General features: G+C 50.5%; 13 protein-coding genes and 1 rRNA gene. 10 read left to right on the top strand and 4 right to left on the bottom strand.

The features are described 5' to 3' along the window. Window positions 1-80: ribosomal RNA gene (locus B9P82_RS21290) — 16S ribosomal RNA — on the bottom strand; the annotation flags it as partial. A gap of 597 nt (window positions 81-677) precedes the next feature. On the opposite strand from B9P82_RS21290, the gene B9P82_RS21280 reads away from it, so the two are divergent. The 6 genes from B9P82_RS21280 to B9P82_RS21260 all read left to right on the top strand — a co-directional run bounded on the left by B9P82_RS21280 (window position 678) and on the right by B9P82_RS21260 (window position 7,592). Continuing rightward, window positions 678-2,309, top strand: coding sequence for a sensor histidine kinase (locus B9P82_RS21280; protein ID WP_101700886.1), 1,632 nt, complete (start codon window positions 678-680; stop codon window positions 2,307-2,309). Continuing rightward, on the top strand, window positions 2,306-3,025 hold the full coding sequence (dcuR, locus tag B9P82_RS21275; RefSeq protein ID WP_016155419.1) for a two-component system response regulator DcuR: 720 nt from the start codon (window positions 2,306-2,308) through the stop codon (window positions 3,023-3,025). The genes B9P82_RS21280 and dcuR overlap by 4 nt, the downstream gene beginning before the upstream one ends. Window positions 3,026-3,322: 297 nt before the next feature. Beyond that, a complete protein-coding gene (locus tag B9P82_RS28320) occupies window positions 3,323-3,625 on the top strand; it encodes a hypothetical protein (protein ID WP_131341598.1) in 303 nt (100 codons plus the stop codon). A 118-nt stretch (window positions 3,626-3,743) separates the two neighbouring features. Continuing rightward, entirely contained in the window at window positions 3,744-5,084 is a 1,341-nt protein-coding gene (dcuB, locus tag B9P82_RS21270; protein WP_003031873.1) for an anaerobic C4-dicarboxylate transporter DcuB, read from the top strand. Window positions 5,085-5,180: 96 nt separating this feature from the next. Then, on the top strand, window positions 5,181-6,827 hold the full coding sequence (gene fumA / locus B9P82_RS21265; protein WP_101700885.1) for a class I fumarate hydratase FumA: 1,647 nt from the start codon (window positions 5,181-5,183) through the stop codon (window positions 6,825-6,827). A 147-nt stretch (window positions 6,828-6,974) separates the two neighbouring features. After that, window positions 6,975-7,592 (top strand): DUF2238 domain-containing protein, encoded by a 618-nt coding sequence (locus tag B9P82_RS21260; protein ID WP_101700884.1) that lies wholly within the window; start codon window positions 6,975-6,977, stop codon window positions 7,590-7,592. A 26-nt stretch (window positions 7,593-7,618) separates the two neighbouring features. Here the strand turns inward: B9P82_RS21260 and B9P82_RS21255 are convergent, their stop codons facing one another. From B9P82_RS21255 to melA, 3 genes are all read right to left on the bottom strand, one after another. After that, entirely contained in the window at window positions 7,619-7,873 is a 255-nt protein-coding gene (locus B9P82_RS21255; protein WP_016155416.1) for a SemiSWEET transporter, read from the bottom strand. A 2-nt stretch (window positions 7,874-7,875) separates the two neighbouring features. Further along, on the bottom strand, window positions 7,876-9,306 hold the full coding sequence (gene melB, locus B9P82_RS21250) for a melibiose:sodium transporter MelB (protein ID WP_101700883.1): 1,431 nt from the start codon (window positions 9,304-9,306) through the stop codon (window positions 7,876-7,878). Window positions 9,307-9,398: 92 nt separating this feature from the next. Further along, complete coding sequence (melA, locus tag B9P82_RS21245) at window positions 9,399-10,754, bottom strand: alpha-galactosidase (RefSeq protein ID WP_049259806.1); 1,356 nt, start codon at window positions 10,752-10,754, stop codon at window positions 9,399-9,401. Window positions 10,755-11,023: 269 nt separating this feature from the next. On the opposite strand from melA, the gene melR reads away from it, so the two are divergent. The 4 genes from melR (at window position 11,024) to adiC (ending at window position 17,043) form a co-directional block, all read left to right on the top strand. After that, window positions 11,024-11,956: a transcriptional regulator MelR gene (melR, locus tag B9P82_RS21240; RefSeq protein WP_101700882.1), complete on the top strand. Its 933-nt coding sequence runs from the start codon at window positions 11,024-11,026 to the stop codon at window positions 11,954-11,956. A 277-nt stretch (window positions 11,957-12,233) separates the two neighbouring features. Beyond that, entirely contained in the window at window positions 12,234-14,501 is a 2,268-nt protein-coding gene (gene adiA / locus B9P82_RS21235; protein WP_016155412.1) for an arginine decarboxylase, read from the top strand. 315 nt (window positions 14,502-14,816) lie between these two features. Continuing rightward, window positions 14,817-15,578: an AraC family transcriptional regulator gene (locus B9P82_RS21230; RefSeq protein WP_016155411.1), complete on the top strand. Its 762-nt coding sequence runs from the start codon at window positions 14,817-14,819 to the stop codon at window positions 15,576-15,578. 127 nt (window positions 15,579-15,705) lie between these two features. Then, window positions 15,706-17,043: an arginine/agmatine antiporter gene (gene adiC / locus B9P82_RS21225; protein WP_016155410.1), complete on the top strand. Its 1,338-nt coding sequence runs from the start codon at window positions 15,706-15,708 to the stop codon at window positions 17,041-17,043. The last annotated feature ends 56 nt before the right edge of the window (window positions 17,044-17,099 follow it).

Here is a 17,099-nt window from a genome sequence, read left to right as displayed (position 1 = left end):
CCTCTGTGCTACCGTTCGACTTGCATGTGTTAGGCCTGCCGCCAGCGTTCAATCTGAGCCATGATCAAACTCTTCAATTTAAGTTTGATGCTCGTGAATTAAACTTCGTAATGAATTACGTGTTCACTCAGAGACTTGGTATTCATTTTTCGTCTTGCGACGTTAAGAATCCGTATCTTCGAGTGCCCACACAGATTGTCTGATAAATTGTTAAAGAGCAGTTGCGACGCGCTTTAGCGCTCTGTCGCGAGGTGGCGTATATTACGCTTTCCTCTTTCAGAGTCAACCCTCATTTTCAGGTTTTTCTCTTCAACCGAACCGGCTGTTTGTGTGAAGTGATTCACATCCGCCGTGTCGATGGAGGCGCATTATAGGGAGTTTCCTGCGGCCCGCAACCCTTAAATTGCAGAAAAATGACTGACCGCTGCATTCCACAGCAAAACCCCGCCTTATACCCATTTACACACAGAGTTATCCACAATCGTAAGCAAAATAGTGGTCAGCCTCCCTAAAAGAAGTGAAAGCAGATAAGGAAATCTCTATATAACAATAGACTCGCTCTACGTTATATATAGAAGAAAAGCCCAGGCAGCCCATGCCCCATCATTCCTACCACCTTTGAATTACGCATCCCATCAGGCGATAATACCCATACAAACCGTGATTCCAGGACCGTGATGAGACACTCTCTGCAACGTACTGCTATACGCAAACGCCCGATGAAGCTCGGCACTACCGTGATCCTCATGGTCAGTGCGGTACTCTTCTCCGTACTGCTTGTCGTTCATCTGATTTATTTCTCGCAAATCAGCAACATGACGCGCGATGCATTAGCGGGGAAAGCGCTTGCGGTCGCACGAACGCTGGCAAACTCCCCGGAGATCCGCCAGGGGCTAATGAAAAAGCCCGAGGAAAGCGGTATTCAGGCGATTGCCCAGGCGGTGAATAAGAGCAACGATTTTTTGTTCATCGTCGTCACCAATATGCAAAGCATTCGTTACTCCCATCCCGAAGCGCAGCGAATCGGTCAGCCGTTTAAAGGCGATGACATTTTGCTGGCCCTGCAAGGGAAAGAGAATGTCGCCATTAATCGCGGATTTCTGGCGCAAGCCCTGCGCGTATTTACCCCTATTTATGACGAGCATCACCGGCAGATAGGTGTCGTGTCGATCGGCCTTGAGCTAAGCAGGGTGACTGAGCAGATCAATAACAGTCGTGGCAGCATCTTTTGGTCCATCTTATTTGGCGTGCTGGTTGGGCTGCTTGGCACATGGGTATTTGTCAAAGTCCTCAAGCGTATTCTGTTTGGTCTGGAGCCTTATGAAATCTCCAATCTGTTCGAACAACGCCAGGCGATGCTGCACTCTATAAAGGAAGGCGTCATTGCCGTTGACGAGTACGGTGAAGTGACGCTGATAAACCAGGCGGCACAAGAGCTGCTGGATTACCACAAATCGCAAGACGATGCCCAGCTCTCCACGCTCAGCCACGCATGGTCAAAAGTGGTCGATTTTTCACAGGTACTGCATGACGGAACGCCGCGTCGCGATGAAGAGATCATGGTGAAGGATCGGCTACTCTTAATTAACACGGTTCCGGTACTCAGCAACGGTAAAATCATCGGGGCCATTTCAACATTCAGAGATAAGACTGAAGTCCGAAAATTAATGCAACGACTGGACGGCATGGTCAACTATGCCGACGCTCTTCGTGAACGATCCCACGAATTCATGAATAAATTGCACGTGATTCTGGGATTATTGCATCTGAAAAGTTATAAGCAGCTTGAAAATTACATCCTGAAGACCGCGAACAGTTATCAGGAAGAGATTGGCTCACTGTTAGGAAAAATAAAATCCCCGGTGATCGCAGGATTTTTACTCAGTAAGATTAATCGCACATCTGATTTAGGCCATAGCCTGGTGATCAGCAATGAAAGCCAGTTGCCGGAAAACAGCAACGAAGATCAGGTGGCTGTGCTGATTACCGTTCTGGGGAATTTGATTGAAAACGCCCTGGAGGCGCTAGGTCAAGAACCTGGTGGCGAGATCAGCGTATCCTTGCATTATCGACACGGCTGGTTGCATTGCGAAGTGAATGACGATGGTCCGGGGATTGCCCCCGAACACATTGAGCACATCTTTGAGAAGGGCGTTTCGTCAAAAGGAACCGAACGGGGCGTTGGTTTAGCGCTTGTTAAACAACAGGTTGAAAACGTTGGCGGCAATATTTCCGTCGAGTCAGAACCTGGGATCTTCACCCAATTTTTTGTACAGTTACCGTGGAATGGTGAGAGGGCCAGCAGATGATCAATGTCTTAATTGTCGATGACGATGCAATGGTAGCGGAATTAAACCGCCGTTATGTCGCGCAACTCTCCGGTTTTCATTGCTGCGGCACAGCCTCCACGCTGGAGAAAGCAAAAGAGATAATCTTTCATAGCGGTAATCATATCGATTTGATTTTGCTTGATATTTATATGCAAAAAGAAAACGGTCTGGATCTGTTGCCCGTATTGCACAGCGAAGGTTGCAAGTGTGATGTCATTGTCATCTCTTCCGCCGCTGACGCGACCACCATCAAAGACTCTCTCCACTATGGTGTCGTTGACTACCTGATCAAACCGTTCCAGGCGTCCCGTTTTGAAGAGGCGCTGACCGGCTGGCTACAAAAGAAAACCGAGATGGAAAAGCATCAGTACTATGAACAGTCTGAGCTTGACCAGTTGATTCACGGCAGCTCCTCCAATGAACAGGAAGCGCGGCGCTTACCTAAAGGATTAACGCCACAAACGTTACGCACGCTGTGCCAGTGGATTGATGAGCATCAGGATCAGGAATTCTCCACCGATGAACTGGCCAACGAGGTCAATATCTCGCGCGTTTCTTGCCGTAAATATCTTATCTGGCTCGTCAATTGTCACATCCTATTTACCAGCATCCATTATGGCGTAACCGGTAGACCGGTCTATCGTTACCGCGTTCAGGCTGAACATTACTCATTACTAAAACAATATTGCCAATAAAAACAATTTGGGATTATTTGTTATTTGAAAGTAACAATTATTAAAATAATGAAAAATCCCTTCTTTTCTGAATCATGTTGCAGAATTATAAATTTGCGTTAGATCAAATATATTTGTATCCAGCATGTTAAATGTATTATTTTAATATTGATTAACGTCACACTGTTTTTAATTTCAAAATCGCTAACAAAAGTTAATTAAGTATTATCTAGCTCGCAGAGTGTGTATTTTTACCCATAAAGGATTAGTCTGAAATTAACCAGACATACAAAATCTAGACTGGTAGCAATGGAGACCATGCTACGTACCATGGACACCGTACATTTTTGTGAGCAAATAAAAGTATCCGCACGCCAACCTCATCACATTATGAAATGGCGTGAGCGTGATCACACAAATAACCTACTCACCCATTCTGTCGGTGGTTCACGAAATAGCGGAAAACGCAAAACAGATAAATTACAGCGTCAACCGCAGCTCTCCATGTCCAGCTCTGCTTCCCATCGCCTGAGGATTCTCTCCTCTGATCAAAGCCACAGAAAAAAGCTAAATATCGCCATAACGTTAAAAAAACATTCTAGCAAGACATTTGAACATTAATCGCAAATACGGACATATCGAATACTGACCATTTTTTGATGCCTATTCCGGCAAAAAAGAATGTGGCACAGATCCATTTTTCAAAAAATTGACTGGTTTTTTCGCGAGGGTAAATAAAATGTTATTTAGTATACAACTTCTTATAATATTAATATGTTTGTTTTATGGTGCCAGAAAGGGCGGTATCGCGCTGGGTTTATTAGGCGGTATCGGCCTGGTCATTCTGGTTTTCGTTTTCCATCTCCAGCCGGGTAAACCACCTGTAGATGTAATGCTGGTTATTATTGCCGTGGTGGCCGCATCAGCAACCTTGCAAGCCTCCGGCGGCCTTGACGTTATGCTGCAAATCGCTGAAAAGCTGCTGCGCCGTAACCCAAAATACGTTTCCATCGTCGCCCCGTTCGTTACCTGCACCCTGACGATTCTCTGCGGTACAGGCCACGTGGTCTACACCATCCTGCCAATCATTTATGACGTTGCCATTAAGAACAATATTCGCCCGGAACGTCCGATGGCGGCGAGTTCTATCGGTGCGCAGATGGGGATTATCGCCAGCCCGGTGTCCGTGGCCGTTGTATCACTGGTCGCAATGCTGGGTAACGTAACGTTTGAAGGCAAGCATCTTGAATTCCTCGACCTGCTCAGCATCACTATCCCGTCTACCCTGTTGGGTATCCTGGCGATCGGTATCTTCAGTTGGTTCCGCGGTAAAGATCTGGATAAAGATGAAGAGTTCCAGAAGTTTATTTCCGTCCCTGAAAACCACAACTACGTTTATGGCGATACCGCCACACTGTTAGACAAAAAGCTGCCGAAAAGCAACTGGCTGGCCATGTGGATCTTCCTTGCCGCTATCGCCGTTGTTGCCGTGCTCGGCGCGTTCTCTGAGCTGCGCCCTACCTTCAGCGGCAAACCGCTGTCAATGGTACTGGTTATCCAAATGTTCATGCTGCTGACCGGTGCGCTGATTATTATCCTGACGAAGACCAATCCCGCTTCAATATCTAAAAACGAAGTCTTCCGTTCCGGTATGATCGCGATTGTGGCGGTGTACGGTATTGCCTGGATGGCCGAAACAATGTTCGGCGCGCACATGACGGAAATCGAAGGTGTGCTGGGCAATATGGTGAAAGAGTATCCGTGGGCCTATGCAATTGTTCTGCTGTTGGTTTCCAAATTTGTAAACTCCCAGGCTGCGGCGCTGGCGGCGATTGTTCCGGTCGCACTGGCAATTGGGGTTGATCCAGCGTACATCGTTGCTTCCGCTCCGGCATGTTACGGTTACTACATTCTGCCGACTTACCCGAGCGATCTGGCGGCTATTCAGTTTGACCGTTCCGGCACCACCCACATTGGCCGTTTCGTTATCAACCACAGCTTCATTCTACCTGGGTTGATCGGCGTGAGCGTATCCTGTGTCTTTGGTTGGATCTTCGCCGCAATGTACGGTTTCCTGTAATTACAGTGCGCGTGCTGTCCGCTTTGGTACGGCACGCCACCGTCAAGACACAGAGAATTTTAAAATTCCTGAGAAAAATGAAAAGGCTGGAAGCAAATGTCAAAAGTTGAATTCACTTATCAGGCGACTTTCCCACTGGGGGAAGACAAAACTGAGTACTACCTGCTGACCTCCGATCACGTCAGCGTCGGCGAGTTTGAAGGCGAAACAATCCTGAAAGTAGCCCCTGAAGCACTTACGCTACTGGCCCAACAAGCCTTCCACGATGCCTCCTTCATGCTCCGCCCTGAACACCAACAGCAAGTCGCCTCAATTCTCCATGATCCCGAAGCCAGCGAAAACGATAAATACGTAGCGCTGCAGTTCCTGAGAAACTCCGAAATCGCTGCTAAAGGCGTATTGCCAACCTGCCAGGACACCGGTACGGCAATTATCATGGGTAAAAAAGGTCAGCGCGTCTGGACCGGTGGCGGCGACGAAGCGGCACTCTCCAAGGGCGTATTTAATACCTATATTGAAGATAACCTGCGCTACTCGCAAAACGCGGCGCTGGATATGTACAAAGAAGTGAATACCGGCACCAACCTGCCCGCACAAATCGACCTGTACAGCGTGGATGGTGACGAATACAAATTCCTGTGCGTGGCCAAAGGCGGCGGTTCAGCGAACAAAACCTATCTGTATCAGGAAACCAAAGCGCTGCTCACCCCCGGCAAACTGAAAAACTTCCTGGTTGAGAAAATGCGCACGCTGGGTACCGCAGCATGCCCGCCGTACCACATTGCATTCGTCATTGGCGGCACGTCAGCGGAAAGCACCCTGAAAACGGTGAAGCTGGCCAGCACACACTACTATGACGCACTGCCGACTGAAGGTAATGCGCACGGCCAGGCGTTCCGCGATCTGCAACTGGAACAGGAACTGCTGGAAGAAGCGCAGAAACTCGGCCTCGGCGCCCAGTTTGGCGGGAAATACTTCGCGCACGATATCCGCGTGATCCGCCTGCCTCGCCACGGCGCATCCTGCCCGGTTGGTATGGGTGTGTCTTGCTCCGCAGACCGTAACATCAAGGCCAAGATTAACCGCGAAGGGATCTGGATCGAAAAACTGGAACATAACCCAGCCCAGTACATTCCGGAGTCGCTGCGCCAGGCAGGCGAAGGTGAAGTGGTTAAAGTTGACCTTAACCGCCCAATGAAAGAGATCCTCGCTCAGCTTTCTCAGTATCCGGTTTCTACCCGTCTGTCGCTGAGCGGCACCATCATTGTCGGTCGCGATATTGCCCACGCGAAGCTAAAAGAACGTATTGAGTCCGGCGAAGGTCTGCCGCAGTACGTGAAAGATCACCCTATCTACTACGCGGGCCCGGCCAAAACACCTGCGGGTTATCCGTCCGGCTCTTTAGGACCAACCACTGCGGGTCGTATGGACTCCTATGTTGACCTGCTACAGTCTCACGGCGGCAGCATGATCATGCTGGCAAAAGGTAACCGTAGCCAGCAGGTGACAGATGCCTGCCATAAACACGGCGGCTTCTATTTAGGTAGCATTGGTGGCCCGGCTGCGGTACTTGCGCAGCAGAGTATTAAACATCTGGAATGCGTGGAATACCCTGAGCTGGGTATGGAAGCTATCTGGAAAATTGAAGTCGAAGATTTCCCGGCTTTCATTCTGGTCGATGACAAAGGCAACGATTTCTTCCAGCAAATCGTCAGCAAACAATGCGCTAACTGCGCGAAGTAACCCATTCGGCCCGGCACTGGACTGACAACAGATTTTTGGCGTCAGTCCAGTGATCCCCCCGGGCCAACTTTATCCCCCCATTTACTGGCGTTGAATTTTTGCCGCTCACAGGGAATAGTAACCTTTTCCATTACTTGTGAATTCGCCATGCTCCGCACACTGAACTCCACAATCTTGCACTCTGGCGCGCTGCTCCTGGCGCTAATACTTATCTACACCGGTGTCTCTACCACGGAGAAAATCACCTGGCTGATGGAAGTTACGCCGGTCATTATTGTCGTCCCACTGTTGCTGGCGACCGTGAAGCGCTACCCGCTGACGCCATTGCTCTACACGCTCATTTTCTTGCACGCCATCATTCTGATGGTCGGCGGTATGTATACCTACGCTAAAGTCCCTGTCGGTTTTCAGGTTCAGGAGTGGCTGGATCTCAGTCGTAACCCCTATGACAAGCTGGGTCACTTCTTCCAGGGTCTGGTGCCCGCCCTGACGGCAAGAGAGATTTTAGTGCGCGGTAATATAGTTCGTGGCCGCAAAATGCTGGCATTTTTGGTCTGCTGCGTGGCGCTGGCGATTAGCGCGATGTATGAGCTGATCGAATGGTGGGCGGCGCTGGCGATGGGTCAGGGAGCGGATGATTTTCTCGGGACGCAGGGCGACCCGTGGGATACCCAGTCGGATATGTTCTGCGCCCTGCTCGGTGCGCTAACCACGGTGCTCGGGTTAGCGGGCTGGCACAACAGACAGTTAAAAACTGCCGGATAGCGCTGACGCTTATCCGGCAATCTGCCCTACCCGTTGCGAGACTTGATAACCAGAATCGGCAAGGCGAACAGGAGTGTCAGAAAGTTCGCCATGCTGACGGCAGTATCTTCAATCAATAATCCATAAATCAGCCACAACACCAGCCCACACACAAACATTACATACATTAAACCGGAGATACCCTGCGTGTTGCGGGTGGTAATGACCTTAATCGCTTGCGGTAAGAATGAGAGCGTCGTCAGGCTAGCCGCCAAATACCCAATCCACGAATGCCATTCCATAGCTACGCCTTCACATCACCTGGGGTGACTATCGCAATAGCCGGGATATCCGGTTGCTCATGCTGCTGCGGCACCTTACGGTACTTATCCAACAAATGAATCTGGACCCTGCGCAGCGTGTCGCCGTTCAGTCGGTAAAAGCGGAAGTAAAGGACTAAGGTCACCACAAAAAAGAGTGCTGGTAGCGCGATCATAATGAATTGCATACCAACAATGGTTTCTGCAGACTGCGCGACATTCGGCGCGTAATTAATCACCCCAAGTATCACTGCGATAAAGAAAGCGGCAAATGCTGACCCTCCTTTTACCACCATCGTCTGCACTGAATAAGCGATACTTTCACAACGTACATTCAGTTTGTATTCGCCGTAATCAACGGTATCCGCCACCATAATGACCTGCAACACCCAGAAAAGCGCCGAACCAATATTCAGTAAAATACCAGCACTAACAATGAGTAAGATGTTATGAAAACCGGCTAACGCCATCACCAGCAACACGATACAGCTGAGCACCGGCAGCACTGATGCCCCAGCCCACAGGATCCGTCGTGACAACGCTTTTACCAATCGAGGAAAGAAAATCAGCGTCAGCAGGTTTGCCGCTCCTGCGTAAGACATGTAGTACGGGAAGAGGCTTGCATCGCCAATCACATAAGTAAAATAGTAAATGGCAAAGCCAGCAATGATATTGGCGGCAATATTGTAAGCCAGCGCCATGCCTAGCAGGCAGGATAACTGGTCGTTTTTATAGATGAGCCCAACGATCGCTTTCAGCCCAAGACGACTGCTGTCCGCCGTTGCCTCGCTATCTGACGAATAAACCTCATGCACATTACGCAGCGTAACAACGGTAGAAACGATAAAGAATGCAATCAGCACCAGCGTAAACATCTGGAAACCAAAGCCGCGATCGGCCCCGCCAACATAGCTCACAAAGGGCAGCGTCACCCCCGCGGTGACAAACCCAGCCAGGCTTGCGAAGAAACGAGGGAACGGCACCAGTTGTTCACGCTCGCGTTTATCCAGCGTAATAGTTGGCACCAGCGACCAGAATGGAATATCCATAATGGTGTAGGTCATTCCCCATAATATATACGTCACGCAGACAAATACGACTTGCGCAGTGCCCTCAAACAAATGTGCGCTAAAAAGCAAAAACAGCACCAATGAGTTCGCCAGCGTACCGAGTAAGATCCAGGGTTTAAATTTTCCCCACCGCGACCGGGTGGCGTTCACAATCCAGCCCATGATGGGATCGTTTACCGCATCCCAGACCCTTGCCGCCAGGAACAACGTTCCGACCAGCCCCACCGATAATCCCACCACGTCGGTGTAGTAATACATCAGGTACATGTACACAATACCGATAGCGAAATCCTTACCAAACGCTCCAAATCCGTAACTGAGTTTTGTTTTCAGAGAGATGCTCATAGGGTATCGGGTCGCCGTTACCAGCGCCCGCCTTCTGTTAGAGGAAACGTCAGAGGTTAAACGCCGGATGCTCTGCCCGGCGTAATGGTGTGTTAACGGTGTAACCAGGCCGGCAGCCAGTCGCCATGAGACGCGATCAGGTCGTCCACCAACGCATAAATCTCCTCAATCCCCAATACCGCGGCGGTATGCGGATCCATCATCGCCGCGTGATAAACGCGATCGCGATTTTCCGTCAGAATGGCTTCCGTTAGCAGGGTCTGAACATTGATATTGGTTTGCATCATGGCCGCCAAATGTGACGGGAGAGTACCCACCTTCGTTGGCTGGATACCATTCGCATCGACCAGGCAAGCCACCTCCACGCAACAGCCTTGCGGCAGGTTATCAATCAGATGGTCATTGCGAACGTTGCCATACACCACGCTCGGTTCGCCGGTCCAGATAGCGTTCATGATAGTGCTGGCATATTCACGTGACGGTTTAATCTCGATCCGCGCCGCCGTTTTGTACTCTTCCAGCTCTTTGTTCCAGTTCGCCAGCTGTTCCACACAGCGTTTTGGATACTCATCCAGTGGAACCTTATAGCGCTCAATCAGATCCTCACGCCCTGGTTTGATAAACCACGGCGTATATTCCGCGAAATGCTCCGACGACTCAGTGACGAAATAGCCCAGCTTTTTGAACATTTCATAGCGCACAATGTTCTGACAACGGGTATTACCGTGAAGATTCGGTTTCGGCGCCTGACCAGATTCATAGGCCGCCAGCAGCTCCGGATAGAGATTTACATAAGCACCGTCAGCCGTTTTACGCTCAAGTTCCAGATAAAACGCCATATGGTTGATCCCGGCGCAGCGATAGCGCAAAGAGGCCGGGTCGATGTTCAAATCGCGGGCCAGCTCCTCCGCAGTCCCTTGCACCGAGTGACACAATCCAACCTGCTTAATATGCGGATAGCGCGCATACATTGCCCAGGTGTTCATCGCCATCGGGTTAACGTAGTTAAGCATCGTGGCCTGCGGGCAGACTTCGGTCATATCCTCACAAATCTGCCATAAATGCGGGATGGTGCGCAGCGCGCGCATAATACCGCCTGGCCCCAACGTATCGGCAATCGTCTGCTCCAGACCATGACGTTTACACACCGCAAAATCGGTAACGGTACAAGGTTCATAGCCACCAATCTGGAAAGCGACCACCACAAAATCAGCATCCTGCAATGCCGCTTTTTGATCGGTATAGCAGGTGATACGCCCGGACGCGCCCGCTGAGTCCATCAACTTACGCACCACAATGTGTGACTCTTCCAGCCGAGTAGGATTGACGTCCATCAAGGCGATATGCGCAGATTTCAGCGCATCGCGATGAAAGACGTCCCCGAGGATATTTTTGACGAAAATCGTGGAACCGGCGCCGATAAAGGTAATTTTGGGTGCAGACATCATGACTCTCCAGAACATTAGTGAACACAGTCATGGTGGCACAGCGCATAGATGAAAACTTCCGACTTCCCTGGCGAGCATTCCCATAAACTCAGATCGCCTCTTTGCCCCATACTGGATCTGAGTTTATGGGACAAAATTGCACAAAAAGCAGAGTATGCGGCCCCAAAATCTCACTATGCTCAATGATATCGGTCCGATTTGTGTCCTGATTCTCAGCCTTAATGCGCAGCAAATGACATGATTCTGATAATTCAGGAAATGGAGCAAGCATGAGTACATTACCGACATCGCCTCTTCCCCCCGATCCGCACATGTGCAGCAGCGATGAAGAGCAAACCCGCAGCCCATTGTCGCTGTACTCAGAATATCAACGGATGGAGATTGAGCTGCGCTCACCGCATGCTATGCCTGCCAGCCACTGGCATGGGCAGGTGGAGATTAATGTGCCGTTTGATGGCGACGTTGAGTACCTCATCAACAACGAAGTGGTGCAGATAAAACAGGGACACATTACGCTTTTCTGGGCCTGTACGCCGCATCAGCTCACGCGTCCGGGCAGTTGCCAAAGCATGGCTATCTTCAATTTACCGATGCACCTTTTCCTTTCCTGGCCGCTGGATCGCGAAATGATCAACCACGTTACCCATGGCATGGTCATCAAATCGCTGGCGTCGCAGCAGCTAAGCACCTTTGAAGTTCAGCGCTGGCAACAGGAGCTGAGCAACCCGAACGAGCAAATTCGCCAGCTCGCCATTGATGAAATTGGTCTGATGCTCAAGCGGTTTAGCCTTTCCGGCTGGCAGCCAATCCTGGTCAATAAAACTTCGCGGACGCACAAAAACAGCGTTTCGCGGCACGCCCAGTTTTACGTAAGCCAGATGCTGAGTTTTATTGCCGATAACTACGATCAGGTGCTCACTATCAACGACGTCGCGGAACACGTGAAGCTCAACGCTAACTACGCGATGGGGATTTTCCAGCGCGTGATGCAACTCACCATGAAGCAGTACATCACCGCAATGCGGATCAATCACGTCCGCGCATTGCTTAGCGATACCGATAAAACCATTCTTGACGTCGCGTTGACCGCCGGATTCCGATCCAGCAGCCGTTTTTATGACACCTTCAGCAAGTTTGTCGGCATGTCGCCGCAGCAGTACCGCAAACTGAGCCAGCAGCGCCGGCAAACAATGGCTGGCTGAGCAGCCAGAAACCACCGGCGTTACTCCAGCCTACGATCCCTATCGTTCGCCGATATCAGTATCAGCCAAAAAAATATTCCCCCTGTCGATAAACAGCGGTGAAAAATCGCCAATAAGCAAACATAACCATTTGTTTAAAAACAAATTAAACACAAATCAGACTATTTATCACCCGCTTTACAGCCCATTTTGTCAGGATAATACTTGCCTGCGTCACATTCATACGGTGTGTCTGCAATCCATAAATTGCAACCTTTCCACAACCGGGTAAAAGATGATGAAAGTATTAATTGTTGAAAGTGAGTTTCTGCATCAGGACACCTGGGTCGGTAGCGCTGTCGAACGTCTGGCTGACGCATTAAGCCGCCAAAATGTTACCGTCATTAAGTCCACCTCATTCGACGATGGTTACGCAATCCTCGCCGCTAATGAAGCCATTGATTGCCTGATGTTCAGCTATCAAATGGAACAACAAGACGAGCACCTGAACGTCAGGCAATTGATCGGCAAGCTCCACGAGCGCCAGCAAAACGTTCCCGTTTTCCTGCTGGGCGATCGCGAAAAAGCCACCGCATCGCTGGATCGCGACCTGCTGGAGCTTGTCGATGAATTCGCCTGGATTATGGAAGATACCGCAGACTTTATTGCCGGACGTGCCGTTGCGGCGATGACCCGTTACCGCCAGCAGCTTCTGCCGCCACTGTTCAGCGCGCTGATGAAGTACGGCGACATCCATGAATACTCCTGGGCGGCGCCTGGTCACCAGGGCGGTGTCGGATTTACCAAAACGCCGGCGGGTCGTTTTTACCATGATTACTACGGTGAAAACTTATTCCGTAGCGACATGGGTATTGAACGCGCATCGCTCGGCTCACTGCTGGATCATACCGGCGCATTTGGCGAGAGCGAAAAATATGCCGCCCGCGTGTTTGGCGCTGACCGCTCCTGGTCCGTAGTGGTCGGGACTTCCGGCTCTAACCGCACCATCATGCAGGCTTGTATGACCGACAACGACGTCGTGGTGCTGGATCGTAACTGCCACAAATCTATCGAGCAGGGGTTGATCCTCACCGGCGCAAAACCGGTGTACATGGTGCCAAGTCGCAACCGGTACGGCATTATCGGCCCTATCTACCCGCAAGAAATGCAACCTGAAACATTGCAGAAAAAAATCAGCGAAAGCCCGCTGACCAAGGGCAAGGCCGGGCAAAAACCGTCTTACAGCGTTGTGACCAACTGTACTTATGACGGTGTTTGCTACAACGCCAAAGAGGCCCAGGACCTGCTCGCGCAAACCAGCGATCGCATCCACTTCGATGAGGCCTGGTACGGCTATGCCCGCTTTAACCCAATTTATGCCGATCACTACGCTATGCGTGGCGCGCCGGGCGATCATAACGGTCCTACCGTTTTTGCGACCCACTCGACCCACAAACTGCTGAACGCGCTCTCTCAGGCGTCTTACATTCACGTCCGTGAAGGTCGCGGGGCCGTGAACTTCTCCCGCTTTAACCAGGCGTACATGATGCACGCCACCACCTCTCCGCTGTATGCCATCTGCGCATCAAACGACGTGGCGGTCTCCATGATGGACGGCAACAGCGGTCTGTCGCTCACTCAGGAAGTGATCGACGAAGCGGTCGATTTCCGTCAGGCCATGGCGCGTTTGTACAAAGAATTTTCCGCCGAAGGCGACTGGTTCTTCAAACCGTGGAACAAAGAAGTGGTAACTGACCCGCAAACCGGCAAAACCTATGACTTTGCCGATGCGCCAACCCAACTCCTGACCACTGACCAGAACTGCTGGGTGATGCGTCCGGGTGAATCCTGGCACGGGTTTAAAGACCTGCCGGATAACTGGAGCATGCTGGACCCAATCAAAGTCAGTATTCTGGCGCCGGGGATGGGCGATGATGGCGAACTGGAAGAGAGCGGCGTACCGGCAGCGCTGGTCACCGCCTGGCTTGGCCGCCACGGTATCGTGCCGACCCGTACCACCGATTTCCAGATTATGTTCCTGTTCTCAATGGGGATTACCCGTGGGAAATGGGGCACGCTGATCAATACCCTGTGCTCATTCAAACACCATTACGATGCCAATACACCGCTGGCGCAGGTGATGCCAGAACTGGTTGAGGAACATCCTGACACTTACGCCAACATGGGCATTCACGATCTGGGCGACACCATGTTTGCCTGGCTGAAAGAGAACAACCCTGGCAGCCGACTCAACGCGGCCTACTCCGGCCTGCCTGTTGCTGAAATCACCCCGCGTGAAGCCTATAACGCGATAGTCAGCGATAACGTTGAGATGGTGGCCATTGAAAATCTGCCGGGTCGTATAGCTGCGAATTCCGTGATTCCTTACCCACCGGGAATTCCAATGCTGCTGTCCGGGGAAAACTTTGGCGACGCCAATAGCCCGCAGATTAGTTATCTACGTTCGTTGCAGTCCTGGGACCACCACTTCCCTGGATTTGAACATGAAACCGAAGGAACGGAAATTATTGACGGTGTATATCACGTCATGTGCGTGAAAGCATAATGTCATTTTATAGATAGTCCGATTTTTAAGGTAGACATGTCATGCTTGAGTAATTCCTGAGTATTGCTGCAAAACAATAACATTGTCATACCTTTTTGCGCGGGACCACCCCGCGCTTTTTTTATACGCAAATATCACGTTTCCACTTGCGTAAAAAAAAGTGTACATAAGAAAAATCCCACCAAACATTGTAATTAATTTCAGACACGTTATTTTAATGCGGTCCTGGATTCATCATACAATTTCAATTTAGCCGATATGGTTCATCTGATGGTGAGCTACGGTGTTTTATGTTCATATTCCTGGAGTTTGGGTATGAGGGTTTGCAGCAGAGCAGCTTGTGTTGTTGTATTAACGGAGAAGGATGTTTGGTTAAGGATTAACGGTAAAGAAGCCATCAGCTTAAAAGCTAATCATATGGCGCTGGTAGCATGCGATAATAATATTATCGATTTCTCATCACTTAATAACGCACTGGTCGTACATATCAGCCGTGATATCATTAAAGACTATCTACGTTTTTTAAATAAAGACCTTTCACAGATCCCACTCTGGCAACGCAGTGCCAACCCAGTGATGACCGCCGTCTGTCTGACGCCGGATGTCTTCCGGGTGGCTGCCCAATATAGCGTAATGGACACAATGGACGAAGGTGAAAGTGTGCGCACGCGCTCGCTACTGTTCACGGTATTATCACGCTTTCTCGGCAGCAAAAAGTTTATTTCTCTGCTCATGCATATACTACGCAGTCGTATCAGCGACAGCGTTTATCACATTATTGAGAGCGATATACATAAAGACTGGAATTTAAGCATGGTTGCCAGTTGCTTATGCCTGAGCCCCAGTTTGTTAAAGAAAAAGCTCAAAAGTGAAAATACAAGTTACAGCCAAATAATTACCACGTGTCGCATGCGTTATGCCGTCAATCAATTATTGATGGACGGCAAAAACATTTCCCAGGTCTCTCAACTGTGCGGATATAACAGTACCTCGTACTTTATTTCCGTATTCAAAGAGTTCTATGGGATGACGCCTCTGCATTACGTCAGTCAACATAGGGAGCCATCCGCTGCCTGATTTTTAATCAGTTAGCGATAAGCCATAATAATATCAGCATTAGCGATACCCCCAGTCCGCCATCATAAAATAGTCTTCTGAAGAGGTATGATAAGACGTCATTTATCCTTATCAGGAGTTACTAAATATGTCGACGGATGCTGATGCTCACAAAGTGGGCTTAATCCCCGTCACCCTTATGGTGTCGGGGAATATTATGGGTTCCGGTGTATTCCTGCTACCCGCAAACCTTGCGTCAACTGGCGGGATTGCAATCTACGGATGGTTGGTCACTATTATCGGTGCTTTGGCGCTGTCGATGGTGTACGCGAAAATGTCGTCCTTAGACTCCAGTCCCGGTGGTTCTTACGCTTATGCCCGCCGCTGTTTCGGTCCTTTTTTGGGCTACCAGACCAACGTCCTGTACTGGCTGGCTTGCTGGATTGGTAACATCGCCATGGTGGTTATTGGCGTCGGTTACCTGAGCTACTTCTTCCCCATCTTAAAAGATCCGCTGGTCCTGACGTTGACCTGCGTCGTGGTACTGTGGATCTTCGTATTGCTGAACATTGTCGGACCAAAAATGATCACCCGTGTACAGGCCGTCGCAACGGTACTGGCGCTGGTGCCAATTGTCGGTATTGCCGTCTTCGGCTGGTTCTGGTTCCGGGGTGAAACCTATATGGCGGCATGGAACGTCAGCGGCATGAACACCTTCGGTGCGATTCAAAGCACTCTGAACGTAACCTTGTGGTCATTTATCGGCGTGGAAAGCGCCTCCGTCGCGGCAGGTGTGGTTAAAAATCCCAAACGTAACGTGCCTATCGCCACCATGGGCGGCGTGCTGATTGCCGCCGTTTGCTATGTGCTCTCCACCACGGCGATTATGGGTATGATCCCTAACGCGGCGCTGCGTGTTTCAGCCTCCCCGTTCGGTGATGCCGCACGCATGGCGCTGGGTGACACCGCTGGGGCGATTGTCTCCTTCTGTGCTGCGGCCGGGTGCCTTGGTTCCTTGGGCGGCTGGACGCTGCTGGCCGGGCAAACCGCCAAAGCGGCAGCCGATGACGGCCTGTTCCCACCGATTTTTGCCCGCGTTAACAAAGCCGGTACGCCGGTAGCCGGGTTAATTATCGTCGGCGTTCTGATGACCATCTTCCAGTTCAGCAGCATGTCGCCAAACGCTGCGAAAGAGTTTGGTCTGGTCTCTTCGGTCTCCGTTATCTTCACGCTGGTGCCGTATCTGTACACCTGCGCCGCGCTGCTGCTGCTCGGCCATGGTCACTTTGGTAAAGCGCGTCCGATGTACTTACTGGTGACCTTTATCGCTTTTGTTTACTGCATTTGGGCCGTTGTCGGTTCCGGTGCCAAAGAGGTGATGTGGTCATTCGTCACACTGATGATCATCACCGCGCTGTATGCACTGAACTACAATCGGATCCATAAAAACCCATATCCATTGGATGCCCCGGTAAACAATAACTAACGCAAACAGTCGTCGTTGCCCGATGGCGTAAGGCCATCGGGCCAACGCCGCCCCCC

It is taken from the genome of Citrobacter sp. L55, from assembly GCF_002850715.1.
Classification (GTDB): domain Bacteria; phylum Pseudomonadota; class Gammaproteobacteria; order Enterobacterales; family Enterobacteriaceae; genus Citrobacter; species Citrobacter braakii.
The sequence above is the reverse complement of the archived record's forward strand: the minus strand, read 5'-3'. Positions and strand labels throughout refer to the sequence as shown.

Bases quoted from the DNA above. Each gene is read 5' to 3' on its own strand.
- melA (WP_049259806.1), bottom strand. From the start codon at position 10,754: ATGATGTCTGCACCCAAAATTACCTTTATCGGCGCCGGTTCCACGATT.
- B9P82_RS21230 (WP_016155411.1), top strand. From the start codon at position 14,817: ATGAGGGTTTGCAGCAGAGCAGCTTGTGTTGTTGTATTAACGGAGAAG.
- adiA (WP_016155412.1), top strand. From the start codon at position 12,234: ATGAAAGTATTAATTGTTGAAAGTGAGTTTCTGCATCAGGACACCTGG.
- melR (WP_101700882.1), top strand. From the start codon at position 11,024: ATGAGTACATTACCGACATCGCCTCTTCCCCCCGATCCGCACATGTGC.
- B9P82_RS21260 (WP_101700884.1), top strand. From the start codon at position 6,975: ATGCTCCGCACACTGAACTCCACAATCTTGCACTCTGGCGCGCTGCTC.
- B9P82_RS28320 (WP_131341598.1), top strand. From the start codon at position 3,323: ATGCTACGTACCATGGACACCGTACATTTTTGTGAGCAAATAAAAGTA.
- dcuR (WP_016155419.1), top strand. From the start codon at position 2,306: ATGATCAATGTCTTAATTGTCGATGACGATGCAATGGTAGCGGAATTA.
- B9P82_RS21280 (WP_101700886.1), top strand. From the start codon at position 678: ATGAGACACTCTCTGCAACGTACTGCTATACGCAAACGCCCGATGAAG.
- adiC (WP_016155410.1), top strand. From the start codon at position 15,706: ATGTCGACGGATGCTGATGCTCACAAAGTGGGCTTAATCCCCGTCACC.
- B9P82_RS21255 (WP_016155416.1), bottom strand. From the start codon at position 7,873: ATGGAATGGCATTCGTGGATTGGGTATTTGGCGGCTAGCCTGACGACG.
- dcuB (WP_003031873.1), top strand. From the start codon at position 3,744: ATGTTATTTAGTATACAACTTCTTATAATATTAATATGTTTGTTTTAT.
- fumA (WP_101700885.1), top strand. From the start codon at position 5,181: ATGTCAAAAGTTGAATTCACTTATCAGGCGACTTTCCCACTGGGGGAA.
- melB (WP_101700883.1), bottom strand. From the start codon at position 9,306: ATGAGCATCTCTCTGAAAACAAAACTCAGTTACGGATTTGGAGCGTTT.